Genomic DNA, 18036 nt, shown 5'->3' on the forward strand with positions numbered 1-18036 from the left:
CAGTGTAGTATGCCGTTGGACTGAAATATTCAATGTCTTTAAATTAAACATAATCATGTTAGGCAGCAAATTTCAAGTCCTTACAATGTCGTGATTTCTTGAATGAAGGTTATTTAGTGCTGGCTCTTGCCTTATTAACTGAATATCAAGTAATTTTAATGCCAATTCAATTTGTCATTCGCCAGGTTATTTTATGTCACTTGCCATACCTACACCGCAAGCCGTTTCAAAGCAGCATAAGGCGTTTCTTCGAAAGCTGTATTTAGCACATTTAATGGATGATGAGCGGCATAATATATTATCACTCAATAGGTTAACCGGTATGCCACGTCGCACCTTACAAGATGCTATTGCCGCCTTTGAAGATATTGGTATTAGAGTTGAGTTTGTGCAGGATGGGAGTCGTAACAACTCAGGTTATTATCGTATCGTCACCTGGGGGCCTATCAGTAGTGCTTGGGTTGATACGCATATCACTGAAATAGAGCAGCAGATTGGTGTGGCTGATAATAACGCGGCGAGTGCGTGAACTCGCCAGTGTTGCTGATATCGAGTCAGCAGTCGGGCTTAGCTAATTATTTAGCTGTTAATCCTTAAGTGCATAACCGCTTAGTCATTATCCCAATGCTTGCCCAGTGTTCCAATCAAGCGGTGATAATATAGGCACCGAACCCCACCCAACTTAACAGCAGCATTACTATGACTATCCAAGTCGTGGTAGTGAACTGACCTTGGGGTTCACTATTATCGTCAAGTTCGTCAGTATCATCGATATTATTTGTTGCTTGAAATTTAGCTTTTAATTGTTGTTTGCGGGCTTTATCCCGTTCACGAGATTTAGCTTTTTGGAGCTTTTTGTATTCCGCGATACCTTTTTCAATCCCTTGGGCAATGAGCTTAGTTTGCTCTTTGTTTTGCCCCGGTTTTTGGATGGCTTTTGCCGCTGCGAGTGCGTTTTGCTGTGTTTCTGTCGAGATGGTGGGTTTCATTTGGGTCTGCCTCAGTTAAAGCGGCTGTACTAAAAGTGTATGTTATTGATTATACCTATATTCAGACCCAAAAACGTTAGGCTAGTAGTTTCATTGTGTTAAAAAATCAATGGATGGCCGCCCTGCGGAGCGGGTACATATATCGGCTCGTAGTCCCAGACTTGGCGGATGGTATCAACTGATAATGCCTGAGCAGGAACACCTTCACTTACAATTCGTCCTTGTTTTAACACAATTAATTGGTCGCTATAACGAGCGGCTTGATTCAGATCATGCAGTACGACGATGACGGTATACCCCTGTTGGTGGGCTAAATTTCGGGCCAATTCGAGCACTTTATGTTGCTGTGCAAGATCTAGGGCTGATGTTGGCTCATCTAATAACAGTATGGGCGCAAACGGTGATTGGCTCAGTTGAGTTAGTACGCGAGCGAGTTGTACGCGCTGTTTTTCACCCCCCGATAGCGTTGGATAGCTACGATTTTCCAGCGAGGTTAACCCCATTTCAGCTATTTGGTTAGCCACTAAAATCTCGCCTGCTTTTTTACTGATGGTTAAGGGATACAAACCCATGGCGACGACTTCACTTACCGTGAAGGGAAACGTCAAGCTGGCGTGTTGTGGCAGTACCGCTAAAGACTTTGCGAGTTCAGCCCTCGGCCAGTCAGCCAGTTGGCGATGACCTAAGCGTATGCTTTGCCTTAGTGTGCTGATTTCTTGGCATAACGCTTTAAGTAGAGTGGATTTACCCGCACCGTTGGGGCCAAGAAGGGCGGTGACCGCGCCCGACTTAAATTGCACATTGATATCACTGAGCACCGTTTTTTTTCCAATGGCCACATTAAGTTGGCAAATGCTTAGCTGGGTGTGTTCAATGTGCGCCTTTGCTGGGTGAGCGGTTATATTTAAATCAGATGTGACGGCCATAGATATTCGCTTAGGTTAATTTGCTGCGTTGTTGCAGCAATAAAAAGATGAAAAATGGCGCGCCAATGAGTGCAGTAACTAGCCCAACGGGTAATTCGGCGGGCGGTAATAATGCGCGGGCGCCGATGTCGGCCAAGGCTAATAACGCTGCGCCCAATAATGCACTGATGGGTAATAGTTGTTTATGATCTGGCCCTAACATCATGCGGACTAAATGCGGCACCACTAAACCAATAAAACCGATAATTCCTGTTGCGGCAACGCTGACCCCCACGCCTAAAGCACAGAGTAAAATCAGCCGGAGTTTGAGTTTATCTACATCAATCCCTAGATGGCGTGCTTCAGCCTCGCCGAGCAGTAAGGCATTAAGCGCTGCCGCATCTTGGCGAAAGCGCCAACTGATGAAGATTAACGTTGCCAGGCTTAAGCTGACATAAATCCACTGCGCGCCCGCAATAGAGCCCATTTGCCATAGAGTTAAGTCACGTAGTGCCATGTCGTTGGCGAGGTAAGTCAGCACGCCAATACCCGCTCCCGCGAGTGCAGCTATGGCAACGCCCGAGAGTAGCAGTAATACGACTGATGTTCCTGTTGGGCTGCTGGCAAGGCGATAAACCACCAATGTGGTGATAAGTCCTGATGCAAACGCTGCAAGGGGGATGAATAACGCATTAGCATTGGGTAATAGCACAATACAAATCGCGGCCCCAAGTGCTGCACCAGACGACACGCCAATAATGCCAGGATCGGCTAAGGGATTACGAAATAATCCCTGCATCACTGCACCGCACTGGGCCAGTATGGCGCCGACCGCCAAGGCTAATAATGTGCGAGGTAAACGCACTGTGTTGATCACCAGTTGCTCGTGTGGCGCAATATTACCCATGTTTTGTTGGGTAGCCCAGTTCATCACCGCGCTTAAGGAGTCAATCAAGCTAATACTGACGGGCCCTGTACTCACCGAGAGTAAACAACTCAAGGCTAACAATGTGAGTAAACTGGGCCACAGCCAGCGGCTAAGTAACATGGTTAAATTCCTATATTTATGTGCTGATCTATTTTCCGCTAGTGTTGGCGCAACAACTTACTGATGCAGAGTTAATAATGTGCTCGCAAGCGTATCTGCGGCGCTAATTGCGCTTAATCCTAAACCGCCTAATAAGGCTTGTGGAGCAAGAGTTTGAATATGTTTATTTTTACCTGCTGGTGTATGGGCGAGTAATGGCATTTCTTTTATTAACTCTTGGGCTATTTGACTGTGAGTTTGCTCGGAGGCTTGTTCGCTACGTGTTGACAGCAAAATAAGATCGGGTTGTAAGGATAATATCCCTTCCTGGGACATGCTTTTATAGCCTTCAAAATCGGCGACATTCTGTGCGCCTGATAGCTCAATAATGGTATCTGCGGCAGTGCCTTTACCGCCAACCCGTGCGCCGCGACCTTCTTGCAATAACATAAAGAGGATTTTGGGTTGAGTGCCGCCATCCCGTACTTGCTGTTTTTTATCTGCTAGGTGTTGCAACTGTTGATGTAGGTCTTGTTTAAGCTTGGCTGCGTTATCTTGGCGATTGAGTAACTGACCTAAAGTATCCACATTGTTCATTAGCTGCGGTTCATCGGTGGTCGTCGGTAATTGCACTACTTGAATATTGGCTTGTTTTAGCACATTAAGCGTGGTTTCTGGCCCCATCACATCAGAACCCACTACGACGGTTGGCGACAGGGCAATAATGCCTTCGGCGGAGAGCATTCTGTGGTAGCCAAGTTTAGCGATATGGCTCAAATTTTCAGGGACGTAACTAGTGGAGTCGATGGCAACCAGTTTATTGCCGGCATCAAGGGCTAGTACCAACTCAGTGACTCCCGCCCCCGCACTCACTAGACGTATTTCTTGCTCAGCGCTTGAGGCATTAGGCGCAACTAACATAGTGATAGCAGCGCTAAAAAATAGGCATTTATTCAGCGGTTTACTTATACGGCGAGGTAAAAAACTTAACATGCGAGAGCCTATTTTTATCGGTATTTGAGTGGCTTGAAACAACATGGTTTAACTCCTATGAAATCTGGGTCGCCACAGCATTAGGCTCAGACTTTGGGTTTATAGACAGATGGTTAAATACGTTCTGTTAACTTAACGTCGTGTAAATATTTAGTGTTCCATCAATATTTGTGTCTGACTGATGGATTGTGTTTGTAATAGCGCAAGCAGTTGCATTAGTGGCTCAACGGGCGCGGCTTTATCTGCGGCGATAACCACTGTTGCCTCGGGCATTACTTGTAAACGTTGTATCAATACAGTGGTAAAACGGGCTAAATCCATAAATTGCTCGCCATCGATAGCCCAATAGGGGGCCGTTGCCATAATATTAATGGCGATAGAAGGTTGGTTTTTTACCGCTGTAATGGCTGAACTTGGGCTTTGCGGCACTGCGACGGGTAAGCTAAGTAATTGGCTATTTGCGGTGAGCAGTAAAAAGACTAATACAATAAAAATAATGTCGATTAATGCGGTCAAATCAACGCTTGGCAGTTGTTCTGGTGAAGATATGCCATTATGCGACAGCGAAGATTTATCTGTGCTTATCATCTCAGTGTCTCAAAGTGGTTATTAAGTGGCTGTTTAGGCTCTACACTCGACTGGCTGACGTGCTCAAATGCTTGATAATCAGGTGCATCGTGAGAGTCGTCTTTGATACCGGCTAACCAAAGGTTAATTTGATTGAGTACATGGCTGGTGCGTTGACATTGATTTTGAGCCCAGATCCCAAAAAGATGCGCTGCCGTAATGGCGGGAACCGCGATAATAAGCCCCGCAGCAGTGGTATTCATTGCGAGGCCGAGCCCCGCACTTAATTGTGCAGGAGTGACCGGACCTTGCGATTGACCGAGCTGATTAAACATTTCAATCAAACCTAAAACGGTGCCGAGTAAGCCAAGTAACGGGCTAATGATGCCAATGACTTGTAATACTTTGAGCCCAGCCTGTAAGTCTCGTTGCTGTTTATTCAGCCACAGACTGACTAATTCTTCCCGTAAGATTTTAGGCTGGTGGGCTTGTTTGAGCAGTAAAGTTGCACCGCGTGAGAGTAAATCTTGCTGTGTGCTCGTCTGTATTAACAGTGTGTTGATGTTGTCAGTGGTGGCTATTGACGATGATTGGCGTAGCGTTTTTACCCAAGCTTGTTTTTTGGGCCATAGTGACAATAGCGTTTGATGCAAAAATAAAGCACCACGCTCAAGGCAGATCATAAAAGCCAGAAAAGCACATAACAATAGCGGCCATGTCAGTACGCCGAGCTGACTATGTAAAGCCGAAAAATGTAAAGTCGAAAAATCAGTTATGGGCATTAAGCCTCTCCAAGCTGTGTTAATTTCAATATCTAGGTGTTTCAGTATCTAGGCATCAACCAATACATAAATTATTGGGTCAACATTAAGCAATGAACGCGTATATGTTGGGGATTGAGATTGCTTACATTTTGTGTTTGTAGGGCAATTATTCAATTTAGTACAATCGTTCAATGAGATGCTCAGTAGTTGAGGTTATTAATTGAGTGCAAAACGTATAGGCACTGTGACCTTATAATGATTCGCTAACTTTGGCGCAGGGGCCTCAAACTGCCAAGTCTCAACCGCTTGTAGTGCCGCTTGATCTAACAAACTAAATCCAGAACTTTTAACCAGTGTTAGTGCCAGTTGTTCCCCTAATTCATTAAACATTACTTCTACTGTTGCCGTTCCTTCTAGCCCTTTTCTACGCGCTATCCGTGGATATTCAGGCTTAGGTGGTTGCGTAGCAAAAAGTGGCTTTGTTAATTCCACTATGTTGGTTTTAGCGCTCGAGGTATCAGGTTTGGCCGTACTGGTGGTTGATTCTGTTGGCTCTATATTGATGTTTTTATCCACTAAATCGGCAGCAACATCTTGTACCGCCAAAGCTTTATTTAATATTGAAGCTGAAGGTGTTGCTAGGTTCTGCTCAATTTGTTTCGCCACTTTAGCGTTATCCGCCGCAGCAACTATCGACTTATCTATTGGTTTTGACCTTAATCGTGGTTTAGCCGCGTTGTTAATATTTTTCGCACTGGATGTGGATTGCTGTATAGGCTTGGTGCTCGTGGTGTTTGCTGCGGCGCTGACACTTTTACTCGGCGTGATAAAGCTCAGCGTGACACGATTTTGATTCGTGTCGACGGATGGCTTTGCCGCGCTAGATAGCAGCGAGTTTTGTAACATAGCGGCCGAAGGCTGTGAGGCAATAACTACGGTTTGTATCGCAATCGTCAAGGCGCCAAAAGCCAGATATCGTTTTGGTGTCACAGCAATCTCTTATCCATAAAAACATTTCGCTAATTAAGATACCGCAATATAAACAAGATCGCAAATGATAATGATTAGCATTTGATCTATTTTATTATCTCAGGTAGAGTGCCTGCAATAGCTCGACTGAGCGCTTAAAAAAACAGCTAAGCTGCTAATTTACGCCACTTAATTGGCCATGAGTTTGTTTGATAACAATCTGTAAACTCAGCATTAAATTACGCAGTAACCGCTGATTATCACTTGAGGATGAAGAGATGAAGAAAAAGCCGTTAGTGATCGCCATGGCGATAGCACTCAATGGTACGGCCCTTGGTTTAACGGCGCTCAGTTTTACTGTTGCGGCTGAAGAAAACAAAGCGCCTATTATTCAACAGGATGTGCAAAAAAAGCTAATCACAACCGAATTTGATGAAGTATTAGTGAGCGCAACAAGAGTCAGCGAAAAAGCGTCCGAAACCAGTCGCAGTGTTGCTGTGGTGGGTGAAGAACAACTCGCCGTTGCTCAAGCATCGTCCGTTGCCGATGCCCTTAAAAACGAAGCGAACATCACGCTGACTAATGGCCCAAGAGCATCATCACAAGGGGTTGAGATCCGTGGTTTAAGTGGCGATCGAGTATTACAAACGATAGACGGTGCAAGGCAAAACACTAGCTCTGGCCACCGAGGATCTTATTTTATGGATCCAGAGTTATTGAAATCTATAGAAGTATTACGTGGTCCAGCTAGTAGCTTGTGGGGCAGCGGAGCTTTGGGTGGCGTTGTCGCGCAGAACACTAAATCGGCACAGGATTTTTTAGCAGCCAATGAGACTTTTGGTGGGTATTTCAAACAAGGTTATGAAACCAATGGCTCGCGCACTAAAACCAGTGGTGCTATTTATGGTCAACAAGACAGCATCGATTGGTTATTGAACGGCTCTTACACCGACTCAAATAATATAAAAACTGGCAATGACGAAACCCTAAATAACAGTGCATCTAACGGCAGTAGTGGTTTGGCCAAATTGGGTTGGCAGGCCGATGAAGCGTCACGGTTGGAATTATCAGCAAGAGTGAATAAAACCAACGAATTAGTGCCAAGTAATCCTGCTGCTGCCGTGAGTAGCTCAGTGCCTTTGGTACGCCGCAAGACAGACGATCAAAATATCACCGTAAATTACAGTTTTAACCCTGCTAATAATCCGTATCTGGATACTAAGATGCAAGTGTATTGGAACAGTACTGACTATGATGAAGACCGCATTACTAAAGGCCAGCAAGACAGCACTGAGTATCGCACTGTGGGCATTAACCTCAATAACAGTTCGCGCTTGGGCAGCACTTTACTGACTTATGGTGTTGACGGCTATCGCGATACCATAGAAACGCAGCGTGATGATTCTGGGCAAGTGGGCCAACGTCCGGGGGATATTGATGGTGAAACCACAGTGTTGGGTGCTTTTACGCGCGCAGATATTGAGCTGACTGAGACATTAAATCTCGATGCCGGTCTGCGTTATGATCGCTATAAAAATGACAGTAATAACCTTAATCTCTCATCCGATGACAATGAGTTATCACCTTCGCTGGGTTTAATTTGGCAAACTCAATCTTGGTTAACCTTAAGTGCCCGTTACGATCAAGCCTTTCGCGCGCCTACGGTAGAAGAGATGTTTTCTAGTGGTACCCACTATTGCATTCCGCCTATTCCTGGATTTTTACCCCAAGGTTTGTGTAATACGTTTGCGACTAATCCTGATTTAAAGTCTGAAACTGCGCGTAATAAAGAAATCAAAGCAGACTTACGTTTCAGTGAGTTAGCGGGCGATGATGAGCTGGCGTTGACCTTTAATATCTTCCGTAACGATGTGGATGATTTTATCGTGCAGCAGGTATCTAACCCTTGGCGCGGCATTCCTGGGTTCGAGCAAACGACCTCGTGGAGTAATGTTGAAGATGCGCGCTTAACTGGTTTTGAAATTAGCGGACGTTATCGTATTGGTCAAACTCATTTGGCGATGAATTATGGTCAAACACACGGTGAAGATCGCAAAAGCGGTGATGATATTGAGGGGATGCCCGCCAATAAATTCAATGTCGATTTATCCCAAGGCATTATGGATGGCGACATGAAACTCGGCACGCGGGTCACTTATGTAGCGAGTCAATCGAATACGCCTGATGGTTTTAATGTAGCAAAATACGATGATTATACTCTATGGGATGTGTATGTCGCATGGGAGCCCACTATGGGCGCTATGGCTGGCGTTAGAGTCGATTTCGCCATTGAAAATATCGGTGATGAACAGTACTTACAAGCGTGGCAAACATTACAACAACCGGGCCGTAACATGAAGTTATCGGCGCGCTATATGTTCTAAGTCGCGCATTGAAGAGGCTTGATCTTCGTGTTGATGGCGTTAAAACCCATCAACGCGGCCAATACATTTATATCGGTGCGCAAGTCTTTTATCTGCGACCACTTAGTAGCCACTCTATTTGGAGAACATTAATGAGGATGACACTCGATACCGAGCTTGATGTTGCGTCAGACTTAACCGCTCAGCAAATTGAGCAACAGGCGCAATTACGTCAACGATTTGAGCAACAAGCCGATGTAATGCCGGCGCAACTCGCCAGTGAACTCGGTATTGCCGAGCTTGATGTGGTTGCTGCATTGCCGCCGGAACAAGTGGTATTTGTACCTCTAGCTCAGTTAGATGAATTATTACAAGCCTTACCCAAGTGGGGCAAATTAACTACGATTGTGATGCTTTCAGGCAGTGTGTTTGAATTTAAAGGTGACTTTCCGCAGGGTAAATATGCCCACGGTTATTACAACCTTTACAGCAAGGGCGACGGTTTACACGGGCACCTTAAGGTCGATGCTATGCGTGCCATCGCATTAATTAGTCGACCATTTCGAGGCAGTGAAAGCCACTCGATTAACTTTTTTGGCAGTGCTGGCGAAGTGGTATTTAAGGTGTATTTAGGCCGGGATAAACAAAGGGCGTTATTTCCTGAGCAAGTTCGCCAATTTAAAGCGCTGGCAACGGCTTTTACATAATCACAATCAAGCCGCTGAATTAAATTATTATATTTAAGGAACATAACTCATGAAGCCTGAAATAACCGAACAAGAAAAGCGTTTAAGAGACAAGCTGTTACCTGAAATAGAAGCTTTTAAACAACAACATAAAAGCTTGCAGCTGGCCACGCTTGGTATTGATGGACAGCCAAATGCGAGCTACGCACCTTTTGCGCTGGCCGATGATGGTTTTTACATCTTGGTCAGTGATTTAGCTCGTCATGGGCATAACCTTAAGCACTCGGCTAAAGTCTCGGTCATGTTAGTTGAAGATGAAACTGTGGCTAAATCAGTTTTTGCCCGCAAACGTTTAACCTTTGATGCGATTGCCGAAGTGGTTCCCCGTGGTAGTCCAGCCTTTAGCAAAGGGGTTGGCGTGTTGTCAGCGCGGTTTGGTGAAATGTCTGAGAATCTTGCCGCATTAACCGATTTTAACTTATACAAACTCGCGCCCCATCAGGGATTATATGTAAAAGGCTTTGGCCAAGCTTTTGTTCTTAGTGGTGTAGAGTTATTAGATGTGGGTTGGAAGCGCGATGGGCACCATGGTTCTGCCCAGCTGACTGAAAACACACAATCGGCTTAACGTTCAATGTCACTACTTTAATGAGTATATCTAACCAAACCCGCACTTGATGCGGGTTTGGCTTTTATTATTTAGTTATAATATTCTGTAAGCGCTTGAATTTAGCATTCACTGCCAGCATCTCTTTTATACGCCTTATATAATATCGCGCAGCAGGCACTTTTATTCATGCCGATGTAATGCTTGACCTGCAATTCTACCTTAAGGATATCAAGAGTGAACGAGCCAACATCTCAGCCGCCTGAACCGATTCAATCTGTTGCCGATCCATTGAACAGCTCGCAGGAATGCGCTCATCAAGCGGCTAATGTTACAAATAATAATACAGATAACGTCACTGCTAGCATTACGTCAAATGTAACGGCAAAGAGTAAAGCTGACATCTTTAACAGACAAAGGTCAGTGCTACCTTGGATTGCGGGGTTTCTCAAGCCTTACAAAATGAAAGTCGTCGCCTCGATTATTTTTCTCATAATAGGTTCACTTGCTTGGTTGTCCCTTGGTCAAGGTGTGCGGCTGATGGTCGATGAAGGCTTTGTGCGTGATAACGCGCAAAGGCTTAATGAGATCATATTACTCGTGCTGGGGATCACCGCGCTGAGTGGTGCTGCTGTGTTTTGCCGTTTTTATTTGATGACTTGGCTAGGTGAGCGCGTCAGTGCTGATATCCGCCTTACTGTTTATAACCAATTACTTAAACTATCGCCTGCATTTTATGCCAAGGTGCGAACGGGTGAAGTGATCTCTCGTTTTACCGCTGACTCAACCTTGCTACAAACCGTAGTGGGGTCAAGCCTTTCTATGGCCTTGCGCTCTAGTGTCACTGTGCTTGGTGGTTTGGTCATGATGGGGATTACCAGTGTAAAGATGACATTGTTGGTGTTATTAGCAGTGCCTTTAGTATTAGGGCCTGTATTATTTTTCGGTCGTAAAGTGCGCGTACTGGCGCGTGAAAGCCAAGATAGAGTTGCTGATCTTGGTGCTTATGTGGATGAAACGCTGCACGAGATCCATACAGTACAAGCCTATGGCCATGAGGATAAAGACCGCAGCTTATTTAACTCCCGCGTCGAAGATGTCATGACGGCAGCCAGTGGGCGGATCCGATATCGCGCTTTGTTGATTTCATCAGTCATGTTTTTAAGTATTGCAGCCATCGTGCTGGTGACTTGGGTGGGGGCGCAAGATGTGATGGTTGGCAAGATGACAGGCGGCGAATTGTCTGCGTTTATGTTTTATGCAGTTATGGTCGCAGGCGCAGTAGCCACCATCAGTGAGGTTATCGGCGATATTCAGCGAGCCTCGGGCGCCGCCGAACGGTTAATTGAGCTGGCTGAAACGCAAGTCGATATCCCTGTCGCCGCAAATCCTGTGACATTACCGATAAATATTCGTGGTGAGCTCGCGATAGAATGCCTCAGTTTTTCCTACCCAGAACACGATACCTCGGTCTTAAAACAGCTCAATATGATCATTGCTGCGGGCGAGCGGGTTGCGTTAGTTGGCCCTAGTGGTGCGGGTAAAAGTACATTATTCCAGCTGTTACAGCGTTTTTATGTGCCGTCTAACGGGCGTATTCGATTAGATGGAATTGATATTGCCGATCTAACGCCCCAAGATTTACGCGCCCAATTTGCCTTAGTGCCGCAGGATTCGGTAATTTTTGCCACCAGTGTGCTTGAAAATGTGCGTTATGGACGAGTCGATGCAAGTGAGCAAGAAGTGATTGATGCTTGTATTGCGGCACGTGCCCACGAGTTCATTAGTGAATTTAGTGACGGTTATCAAACCTATTTAGGTGAACGTGGTGTACGGCTTTCTGGCGGACAAAAACAACGTATCGCAATTGCACGGGCGATTTTAGCGGATAGACCGATATTATTGCTCGACGAGGCAACCAGCGCTTTAGATGCGGTGAGTGAACAAAAAGTGAAGCAAGCGTTAGATATTTTAATGGCGGGTAAAACCACCTTGATTATCGCCCACCGCCTATCAACGGTTATTAATGCAGACAGAATTTTTGTATTTGATAAAGGGGAAATAATTGCCTGTGGTCGTCACCAAGAACTTATGCAATCGAATGATTTATATCGTGAGTTTGCCAGTTTGCAATTGTTAACCGAAGAGGCTAATGCCAGTTTTGCCTAAGGGTAAAACCCAGTGACATGTTTCATTCACTGGGAATAGCTAAGGCTCATACGTGGTCTTTAAGCTCGCGGCGCAAAATTTTACCGACGGTGCTTTTAGGTAATTGACTCTTAAATTCAATCACTTTAGGTAGCTTATAGGCGGTTAATTGTTTGCGGCAATAGAGTAGGATGTCACTTTTCTGTTGCTCTTGGTCAACACCATTATCTTTGAGTACGATAAAGGCTTTGACCGCTTCCCCCGAATGCTCGTCTTTTATCCCGACGACCGCGCATTCGATCACATTGGGGTGGCTGGCTAATACGTTTTCTACTTCGTTAGGGTAAACGTTAAAACCAGAGACAATGATCATGTCTTTTTTGCGATCAATAATCTGATGAAACCCTTCTTCGGTGGCAATAGCGATGTCACCGGTTTTGAAGAAGCCATCTGCTGTCATAGCATTCGTCGTTTCTTGTGGATTATTCCAATAACCTTGCATCACCTGTGGACCGCGCACGGTTAATTCTCCGGCGATGCCGAGGGGGACTTCAAGGTTATTTTCATCTAACAGTTTAACCTCAGTGCCAATTACAGGTTTACCAATAGTGCCAAGCTTTTGATAACCAGGCGCATTAAGTGAAACAACTGGTGAGGTCTCAGATAATCCATACCCTTCGCTAATCATGTTACCTGTGGTCTTTTGCCAAATATTTGCTGCAGCTGCAGTGAGCGCAGTGCCGCCTGATATAGTGATTTTCAAATGGCTAAAATTCAGCGCGGTAAATTCGGGTTGATGGCATAGGGCGACAAACAAAGTGTTAAGTCCCGCAAAACCCGTAAAAGGATATTTAGCTAACGTCTTAATTAAGCCACTAATATCCCGAGGGTTTGGGATAAGTACCGAGCAACCACCACATTCGAAATACAAGACTAAGTTCACCATAAACGCGTAAATATGATAAATCGGTAGTGGTGCAACGAAGATATCTTCTCCTTCGGTGATGACGCTGCCAATGCGGGATTTTACCTGCGCGGCATTGGCAAGCATATTACCGTGGGTCAACATGGCACCCTTAGATAATCCAGTGGTGCCACCGGTGTATTGCAATGCACTGAGAGTCGCCAATGTAGGGGCTATACGCGTAAAACTAAGTTCAGCACCTTGTTTAAGTATTTGGCAAAACTCGATATTTTTAAGCCTTGTTTTTGGCTGTACCTGCGGGGCAATTAAATCTAATGGATGGGTGGAAATGACCAGTTCTATTTGGGTGCTGTCGATAACTTTGGCTAAGGTTGGTAATAAGTCAGACAGCACTACCAACGCCTTAGCGCCAGAATCATTAAACTGATGAATTAACTCGCGTTCGGTATATAGGGGATTGGTGTTAACCAGAATCAACCCCGCCCTGATTGCACCGTAGGCTGCAATGACAAACTGGGTAATGTTAGGTAATTGAATCGCAATGCGATCGCCGGGTTTGAGTGCCGTTTCATTTTGTAAGTAGGCGGCAAAGTAGCGAGAATCGCGCTCTATCTCATTAAAACTGCTGGTTTTACCAAGGCAAACATAGGCGGGCTTATCGCCGTAACGCAGACTGGTTTTCTCGATCAAATCGACAAGTGAGCTGTAGTTTAGTTTAAGTTGGGAATCTTGATCGTATGCCATGCTGAACTACCTTAAAGATGATGTTTATTAGTTGTTATTATTTTGGGGTTAAACAGGTGTTTAGATTAGAGGTTGTCTGTACTTAAGGTCAATGCTTATCGCGAAACAATCGTGATGCCAATAACGCTATCTTTATGTAAAAAAAGTATTTTTACTCTAAAGCCTAGGGCTTAACTGTAGCTTAAGTTTGAACTTTTTGATTGTGTTTTGGCTGTGCTTTAATATTGGCTTGAGTGCATTTTTGTATGACAATAAGTTGGGTTTTAGTTAGTTTTTTATTGCAGTGGTATCAAAAGATAGCGTGGATAATCAATATCATGGTTTGACTATCGATGGCGTGGTGAGTTTATCTGTAGTGATGTTAAATGGATGGCATAAATCAGCACTTAAGTTGGTTCCTTCAGTGCTGATTTAACGGTTAATACTGTTCATTAAAGGTTAAGTTTTAAGGGCTAAAAAATCCTGTTTTTTGACTGACTTGCTGATCGGGTTGTTTAATATCAGTCACTGAGAATTGAATTATTTTACGCCCCGAGGCGAGGTTATCTCTATCGGCTAACACAGTGACTGGGTAGTCGAGTTGTTCACCAGCGGCTAGGGTAATAATTGGATTGGCAATAAGGCTAAAGGGCATTTCACTATCAACGGCGAGTTGATATTGTTTAGTCTCTTGGGTTTTATTGCGGATCTTAAGCTGATAGGTATTTTCAATCTTATTATCTGCCGTTTCGCGGTACAGACTTTGTCGATCGCGAATAACATTTAGCTGGATTTCGCTACGGCCATGTAAATCTAAGCCGATGACAATTAACATGATGATGACCGCAATCCCATAACCTAAGAAACGCGGTGAGCGCCAATAAGTGTAACGCACTCCTTTTATGTCATTTTCACTCATATAACCGATAAGATTTTGTTTATAATCGAATTTGAGCATTGTTTCATTGCAAGCATCAACACAGGCGCCGCAGTTGATGCATTCATATTGTAAACCGTTGCGAATATCTATGCCTGTTGGGCATACTTCAACACATAAATTACAGTCAACACAGTCACCTAAAGTAGGCTCATTTAGGCTTGTTTGTTGCTTACGTTTACGAGGGCCACGCGATTCACCGCGCTGGGCATCGTAGGTCACTGTTTTGGTGTTCGCGTCGAACATGACTGCTTGAAAGCGAGAATAAGGGCAGCAATGTATGCACATTTGCTCGCGCATCCAGCCCGCATTGAGATAGGTACAAACGGCGAAAAACCATACCCAGCAAGTCACCCAAAAGCTGGCGTTACTTGTAAATATATCCACATAGAGTTCACGGGCAGGAATAAAATAACTAATAAAGGCACAGCCAGTAAGCAGAGCTGTGAGCCCCCAAAGAAGGTGTTTTGTTGTTCTTTTCGCTATTTTACTGGCAGACCACGGCGCTTTGTCGAGTTGCTTACGTTTGTTACTGCTGCCTTCAATGCGCGTTTCGATCCACACGTACATAAAAGTCCATGCTGTTTGCGGGCAGAGGTAACCACACCAAACACGGCCCCAAAATACAGTGATAAAAAAGAGGCTAAAAGCGGCGGCGATAAAAATCCACGCCAGTAGCGTAAAATCCTGTGGCCACAGTGTGATACCAAAAAAGAAAAACTGTTGTTGGCTGACATCTAACAGTATCGCTTGGCGGCCATCGATAGAGATAAATGGCAGAGCGAAAAATAGCACGATCAGCAAGCTATTCATCATGGTACGCAGGCGTTGAAAATAGCCTTTCTGCTCTCGAAAATGTATGTTGCCAGATGGCGTATTTGTTGTCTGCAAGTTGCGGCTAGAGAGATTTTTAATCGGGATGTGCAGTTCTACAGCGGGCGGCTTAGCGCCCACACACTTATTCACATTTGGAGAATTTGGGGTAACTTCGCACTTTGGCATAAAGGGTCCTAACGGCTTAAATAAGATCTGCCTCCCTATAGCAAGCGCTAGGCCAAGTTTGAGTTGGTTTAACTGTTTGATATGTATTGTTATTTTTAGATCTAACCCAAGTGCTAGTCACGATATATCACACATTAGCGATATATCGTGCCTTTTGGTATGTATGCTGCGCTTATATCTCAGTAGATTGACGCTTAATCCCCAGTTTTTTCATTCGTGATCTTAACGTACTTGCTGGCACGCCGAGTACATTGGCTGCACCTAATGGACCCGATATACGCCAATGTAAACGTTTAAGGGTTTGTTCTATATGTAGGGCTTCTGCTTCAGCTAAAGTTTGCCCGTGAGCCTGAGTGAGTGGGTGGCTATTAGGCATAGCGTGAATGTGTAAAATATCGCTTTGGGATAAAATCGCTTCGCGTTCAAGAATATTTTGCAGCTCACGCACATTACCGGGCCAAGTGTATGCCATAAGCTTTTGCAGTCCCTTCTGGCTCACTCCGCGAATTTTTTTACCAAGCTTTCGATTTAAACTGTGCAGAATATGGCTGACCAGCTCTGGAATATCGTCGATTCTTGCTCGCAGTGGCGGCACTTGAATAGGGAATACATTTAGGCGGTAATACAAATCCATTCGAAATAATCCCAGCTCAACTCGCTTGAGTAAATCGTGATGACTGGCAGCGACTAAACGGATATCCACTTGAATAGTTTCACTGCTGCCAAGGCGCTCGAAGGATTGCTCTTGAATAACGCGCAATAATTTTGATTGCGCTTCTAAGCTCAGTTCCGCCACTTCATCGAGAAACAAGGTGCCTTGATGGGCGAGTTCAAAGCGACCTTTTCGGCGACTTATTGCGCCGGTAAATGCTCCTTTCTCATGGCCAAAGAGCTCACTTTCTAATAAAGAGGCTGAGAACGCTGCGCAGTTAACACTGATCATTGGCTTGTCTTTACGATGGCTTAATTGATGTAAATTACGGGCGACTAACTCTTTACCTGTGCCATTTTCACCACAAATCAACACTGTGCTATCGGTATTGGCGACTAGATGCAATTGCTGGATCATATGGCGGATCTCGCCGCTATTTCCTGATATATCCACATCGCCAGTTTTATCTGCGAGTGCGGTTTGTAGGTAATGGTTCTCTGAAGCGAGTCGTTCTGAGAGGGCTTGTACTTGGGCTAATGCTTGGCGTAATGACAGCTCAGTTTGTTTTTGAATGCTAATGTCACGAAATATCGCGACTACGCCAACCAGTTCATTGGCGCGGTAAACGGGCGTAGAGCTGTAATGAACCGGAAAACTGCTACCATCTTTACGCCAAAATACGTCATGGGTTATCTCACGCGTAATGCCATCTTTTAAAGTGTTATAAATAGGGCAATCTTCTTGTGGGTAGTGGCTCCCGTCTGCGTGGCTATGATGATGACAATCATGGATATTTTTCCCGAGTAACTCTTCATTCTTCCACCCTGTCATGCGTTCTGCCGCAGGGTTAATAAAAACGGCATTACCACTTAAATCAAAGCCATAAATTCCTTCGCCAACAGCATTAAGCAATAATTGGTTCTCGGGTAAAAAATGGTTGTTTATGAGTGCTGCAGTAGATGAAAGCTGAGACATAGGCTGGTTTGCTCGATTCGCTAGCAGATAGCTTGAGTGTACCTTTAATTATAATCACGCGATATATCGCGGATTAATGGGCGGCTTTAAATGTGTTTGCAAAACTTGGTTTTAATATGCTTTTTGTGGCCATAGGCAGACTGATAGCTAATATTTTTGGATCGAATAAATTGTTTGGTTACATTTTAACGGCTGTTACTAAAAAGGCTGTCAGGCAGCCTTTTTATGTATAACTGATGAGCTTAACGAGCAGCTGTTAGGCCATTGAGTACGTCGCTAATACTGAGTTTTGATGGCAAAAGAATGCCATTGGGGTGGCTTGGACCGTAGATTTTATTGTAGGGCGTTCCTGGCACGCCTTCATTTCGCATATAGCTTTCAATTGTTTTGTTGGCTTCACTCCAGTTGCCTTGCATAAGAATAATATTGTCGGCCATCAAAGCATTGACAACTTTTTCTCTATGGGTGACTTCGGCTTGATTGGTTTTGCAAATCATGCACCAATCAGAGGTGATATCAACAAAGACGGTATAACCTTTGGCAACTAAAGGCGCAATTTGCTCTGGTGCTAAGGTGCGCCACTGTAGTTTTTGGTAGGCTTGGTAATCCTCACCCTTATGTACAAATCCAATAATCGAGCCTAGTCCCACAGCGAAAAATCCCAGCACAAATATCACAGCTAGCGGTATGGTTTTGCCTTTTTGTCTTTGCCAAAGTAGCAGCAAGATGGCGCCTATTAATAAACAAAGAATGAAAATACTGATAAGAGTGATGGTGCTCATAAAACTTCCTGCTTGATATCTG

General features: G+C 44.6%; 16 protein-coding genes. 5 read left to right on the forward strand and 11 right to left on the reverse strand.

The features are described 5' to 3' along the window. The first annotated feature begins 193 nt into the window (after nucleotides 1–193). A complete protein-coding gene (locus tag C9I43_RS01900) occupies nucleotides 194–529 on the forward strand; it encodes a winged helix-turn-helix domain-containing protein (protein WP_076501023.1) in 336 nt (111 codons plus the stop codon). Nucleotides 530–644: 115 nt separating this feature from the next. Here C9I43_RS01900 and C9I43_RS01905 read toward each other — a convergent pair whose 3' ends face one another. From C9I43_RS01905 to C9I43_RS01935, 7 genes are all read right to left on the reverse strand, one after another. Continuing rightward, entirely contained in the window at nucleotides 645–989 is a 345-nt protein-coding gene (locus C9I43_RS01905) for a DUF2956 domain-containing protein (RefSeq protein WP_107881767.1), read from the reverse strand. Between the two features lie 98 nt (nucleotides 990–1087). Continuing rightward, entirely contained in the window at nucleotides 1088–1915 is an 828-nt protein-coding gene (locus C9I43_RS01910; protein ID WP_107881769.1) for a heme ABC transporter ATP-binding protein, read from the reverse strand. 10 nt (nucleotides 1916–1925) lie between these two features. Further along, nucleotides 1926–2942, reverse strand: a complete 1017-nt coding sequence (locus C9I43_RS01915) for a FecCD family ABC transporter permease (RefSeq protein ID WP_107881771.1) — start codon at nucleotides 2940–2942, stop codon at nucleotides 1926–1928. 57 nt (nucleotides 2943–2999) lie between these two features. Continuing rightward, nucleotides 3000–3959 carry a heme/hemin ABC transporter substrate-binding protein gene (locus C9I43_RS01920; RefSeq protein ID WP_107881773.1) on the reverse strand — a complete coding sequence of 320 codons (960 nt, stop codon included), beginning with the start codon at nucleotides 3957–3959 and terminating at the stop codon, nucleotides 3000–3002. 105 nt (nucleotides 3960–4064) lie between these two features. Continuing rightward, entirely contained in the window at nucleotides 4065–4502 is a 438-nt protein-coding gene (locus C9I43_RS01925; protein WP_107881775.1) for an ExbD/TolR family protein, read from the reverse strand. Next, nucleotides 4499–5263: a MotA/TolQ/ExbB proton channel family protein gene (locus C9I43_RS01930; RefSeq protein ID WP_107881777.1), complete on the reverse strand. Its 765-nt coding sequence runs from the start codon at nucleotides 5261–5263 to the stop codon at nucleotides 4499–4501. Before C9I43_RS01930 ends, C9I43_RS01925 begins: the two co-directional genes overlap by 4 nt. Nucleotides 5264–5461: 198 nt before the next feature. Beyond that, nucleotides 5462–6235, reverse strand: a complete 774-nt coding sequence (locus C9I43_RS01935; protein ID WP_107881779.1) for an energy transducer TonB — start codon at nucleotides 6233–6235, stop codon at nucleotides 5462–5464. 257 nt (nucleotides 6236–6492) lie between these two features. Between C9I43_RS01935 and C9I43_RS01940 the strand changes: the two genes are divergently transcribed. The 4 genes from C9I43_RS01940 (at nucleotide 6493) to C9I43_RS01955 (ending at nucleotide 12039) form a co-directional block, all read left to right on the forward strand. Next, nucleotides 6493–8598 (forward strand): TonB-dependent hemoglobin/transferrin/lactoferrin family receptor, encoded by a 2106-nt coding sequence (locus C9I43_RS01940; protein ID WP_107881781.1) that lies wholly within the window; start codon nucleotides 6493–6495, stop codon nucleotides 8596–8598. Nucleotides 8599–8729: 131 nt separating this feature from the next. Then, the gene (hutX, locus tag C9I43_RS01945; protein ID WP_107881783.1) at nucleotides 8730–9284 is read left to right on the forward strand and encodes a heme utilization cystosolic carrier protein HutX; all 555 of its coding nucleotides are present in this window, start codon (nucleotides 8730–8732) and stop codon (nucleotides 9282–9284) included. A 49-nt stretch (nucleotides 9285–9333) separates the two neighbouring features. Beyond that, a complete protein-coding gene (hutZ, locus tag C9I43_RS01950; RefSeq protein ID WP_076501003.1) occupies nucleotides 9334–9891 on the forward strand; it encodes a heme utilization protein HutZ in 558 nt (185 codons plus the stop codon). A 345-nt stretch (nucleotides 9892–10236) separates the two neighbouring features. Next, nucleotides 10237–12039, forward strand: coding sequence for an ABC transporter transmembrane domain-containing protein (locus C9I43_RS01955; protein WP_181317903.1), 1803 nt, complete (start codon nucleotides 10237–10239; stop codon nucleotides 12037–12039). Nucleotides 12040–12085: 46 nt separating this feature from the next. Here the strand turns inward: C9I43_RS01955 and C9I43_RS01960 are convergent, their stop codons facing one another. The 4 genes from C9I43_RS01960 to C9I43_RS01975 form a co-directional block, all read right to left on the reverse strand. After that, nucleotides 12086–13687, reverse strand: a complete 1602-nt coding sequence (locus C9I43_RS01960) for an AMP-binding protein (protein WP_107881785.1) — start codon at nucleotides 13685–13687, stop codon at nucleotides 12086–12088. A gap of 445 nt (nucleotides 13688–14132) precedes the next feature. After that, nucleotides 14133–15605 carry a cytochrome c oxidase accessory protein CcoG gene (ccoG, locus tag C9I43_RS01965; protein WP_107881787.1) on the reverse strand — a complete coding sequence of 491 codons (1473 nt, stop codon included), beginning with the start codon at nucleotides 15603–15605 and terminating at the stop codon, nucleotides 14133–14135. 172 nt (nucleotides 15606–15777) lie between these two features. Continuing rightward, nucleotides 15778–17232: a sigma-54 interaction domain-containing protein gene (locus C9I43_RS01970; RefSeq protein ID WP_107881789.1), complete on the reverse strand. Its 1455-nt coding sequence runs from the start codon at nucleotides 17230–17232 to the stop codon at nucleotides 15778–15780. Nucleotides 17233–17474: 242 nt separating this feature from the next. Continuing rightward, complete coding sequence (locus C9I43_RS01975) at nucleotides 17475–18014, reverse strand: thioredoxin family protein (protein WP_076500996.1); 540 nt, start codon at nucleotides 18012–18014, stop codon at nucleotides 17475–17477. Nucleotides 18015–18036 lie beyond the last annotated feature (22 nt).

Source organism: Shewanella morhuae (assembly GCF_003028295.1).
In the GTDB taxonomy this organism is placed as follows: Bacteria; Pseudomonadota; Gammaproteobacteria; order Enterobacterales; family Shewanellaceae; genus Shewanella; species Shewanella morhuae.